The organism is Mycobacterium sp. TH-M11 (assembly GCF_057473725.1).
This window is the reverse complement of sequence record NZ_JBYCLD010000229.1, coordinates 1-2,404: the sequence shown is the minus strand read 5'-3', so window position 1 is coordinate 2,404 and position 2,404 is coordinate 1. Positions and strand designations below refer to the sequence as shown.

Annotated in this window: 4 protein-coding genes; 3 read left to right on the top strand and 1 reads right to left on the bottom strand. The window is 63.3% G+C overall.

Annotated features, from left to right (window positions below; translation table 11 throughout):
- The first annotated feature begins 219 nt into the window (after positions 1-219).
- The 3 genes from crcB (AC2VOG_RS09790) to AC2VOG_RS09780 are packed head-to-tail and all read left to right on the top strand — an operon-like array spanning position 220 to position 2,095.
- Positions 220-615 carry a fluoride efflux transporter CrcB gene (gene crcB / locus AC2VOG_RS09790; RefSeq protein ID WP_486939708.1) on the top strand — a complete coding sequence of 132 codons (396 nt, stop codon included), beginning with the start codon at positions 220-222 and terminating at the stop codon, positions 613-615.
- A 2-nt stretch (positions 616-617) separates the two neighbouring features.
- Positions 618-995, top strand: a complete 378-nt coding sequence (crcB, locus tag AC2VOG_RS09785) for a fluoride efflux transporter CrcB (protein ID WP_486939709.1) — start codon at positions 618-620, stop codon at positions 993-995.
- Complete coding sequence (locus AC2VOG_RS09780) at positions 992-2,095, top strand: DUF190 domain-containing protein (RefSeq protein WP_486939707.1); 1,104 nt, start codon at positions 992-994, stop codon at positions 2,093-2,095. The genes crcB (AC2VOG_RS09785) and AC2VOG_RS09780 overlap by 4 nt, the downstream gene beginning before the upstream one ends.
- Positions 2,096-2,105: 10 nt before the next feature.
- On the opposite strand, the gene AC2VOG_RS09775 is transcribed toward AC2VOG_RS09780, so the two are convergent.
- A partial coding sequence (locus tag AC2VOG_RS09775) for a TrkA C-terminal domain-containing protein (RefSeq protein WP_486939706.1) occupies positions 2,106-2,404 on the bottom strand: 299 nt, incomplete at its 5' end.

The following is a 2,404-nucleotide window of genomic DNA, read 5'->3' as shown; positions in this document are numbered from 1 at the left end:
CTCGCGCAGTCGCTGTTGACCAAGTTGGTCGACTCCGGCGTGATGACAGCCGATGAGGTGACCGAGCAGAAACGCCGGTTCAGCTGGTGAGGGCTCTGGTGAGGGCCCTGCTGCGGGGTCTGCACACAACCACCGATCACACTGGCGGACAACGGTGCTGCGGGTTCACATCTGACGTCGAGACGCTGATGGGCCACAGCCCGGAAAGGACATCCGGCGATGGGGAACTATGACGCACGGGCGTTGGCCGCCGTCTTCGCCGGCGGCATGGTGGGCACCCTGGCCAGAGGGGCGTTGACAGCCATCATGCCAGCGCCCGTCGCGACGCACTGGCCATGGTCGACGTTCAGCGCCAACATCATCGGCGCTTTTTTGATCGGCTACTTCACGACCAGGCTCTTGGAGCGGCTGCCGGTATCGAGCTATCGGCGGCCCTTTTTGGGCACAGGGGTCTGCGGTGGCCTTACGACGTTCTCCACCATGCAGGTGGAGATCCTGGCGATGATCAAACATCGCGCCTACGTCCTGGCAGTGAGCTACACGGTCGCCAGCATCACACTGGGTTTGATCGCGGTCTACGTCGCCACGGCCCTAGTCCGCAGGGCGCGGGTCTGATGATGGCCATCACAATAAGCGTGCTGACCGCCGGCGGTCTTGGTGGAGTACTACGGTTTTTGGTGGACGGGGCAGTGGGCCGCAAGGTCAAACGGTCATTCCCTTTCGGAACCCTCGCAGTCAACGTCAGTGCCTCGATGTTGATGGGCCTCGTTACCGGCTTCTCGTTCGGGCTGAGCGACCATGCTCTGGCCGCCATCGGCGGCTACAGCACGTTCTCGACCTGGATGTTGGAGACTGAACGACTCGAAGAAGAGCACCAACTGCGTGGCGCCTTTGCCAACATTGCCGTCAGTATGTTGCTGGGCTTGATGGGCGCCTTACTCGGGCAATGGATTGTCGCTGCGACTCTTGGCCATCCGATCGGAGAAAGACTGTGATAGAGCAAGCGTGGAAGCTCAGCGCCTATTTTCCCGAGCGCCAGCGCACTGTCTCCGACAGCCCGGGAGGCACTCGGCCCACGTTTCTGGCCGATCAACTGCTCGACCTGTTCGAGCAGCATAAAGTCGCCACCAGTGTGATGCTTCGCGGTATCTCCAGCTTCGGACCCGTGGGTGTGCTGCGTAGCGACGAGTCGCTGACGCTGTCGGAGGACCCGTCCGCGGTGATCTACGCGGTCGACGTCGAACCCACCATTGCACCCCTGGTCGACGACCTGAAGGCCATGACCGGGCGCGGTCTGATCACTGTGGAGCGTGCGCGACTGGTGCGCGACGGTGTCATTCCCGACCTTGTCAGCGCCGGCGAGCGCGATACGATCAAACTCAGCGTCTATGTCGGCCGCACCGTTCGGATCGGTCGCGCGCCCGCATTCCGCGTCATCTGCGATGTGCTGTACCGTCGGGGATTTGCAGTTGCCTCAGCACTTTTGGGGGTAGATGGCACGGCGCATGGCGTGCGCTACCGGGCCCGATTCCTGAGCCGCAACGTCAACGTGCCGATGATGATCGTCGCCGTGGGCAACCCACAACAAGTGGCGGCGGCGGTCGAGGAACTCTCCACACTGGCACCTCGACTCTTGCTGACCATCGAACGTGTCGAACTCTGCAAGCGCAAAGGAGTACTGCTCGAGCCCCCGCGCGATCTGCCGTCGACGGACACGCACGGGCGCCCGATATGGCAGAAGCTCATGGTGCACACCACCGAGGGTGACACCTACGACGGCGCACCGATCCACCGCCAGATCGTCCGTCGGCTGCTGACGTCAGGCACCGTGCAAGGGGCTACCGCGATACGCGGCGTGTGGGGATTCCGCAGTGAGCGAAAACCGCACGGCGACAAATTGTTTCAGATCGTCCGGAAAGTACCCGTGGTCACCGTCATCGTCGACACTCCGGCGGCAATCGCCCGCAGTTTCGAAATAGTCGACGAACTCACCGCCGAGCACGGTGTGGTGACCTGTGAGATGGTGCCGGCTGCGTTGTCGATTCGCGGGCCCCAGCGGCGCGGAACGCTCACGCCCGCGCAACACAGCTACTAACCCAGCGAGGCTATCCGCCGGGCGACGGCGCCGGATCCGAAGGGATCGGCGCCTGCCCCTTGCCCAGGGTTTCCAGTAATTCGCGATACGGTCCGACAACGTAGGCGGTGTCGGCTGCGCGCAGTTGTGCATTACGGCGCGGATGGAGCTCGACGGCTTCGTCGGGACGTCTGATGGCGATGACGGTGACGCGGGCCGACAGTTGGTACAGATGCAGACCGTCGAGTTCGCTGCCGGGCGCGACGCTCATCGCGCCGACGACGAACGAGTGCTGACCGACCGAGAATGTGTCGAGCACGTCCAAGCCGA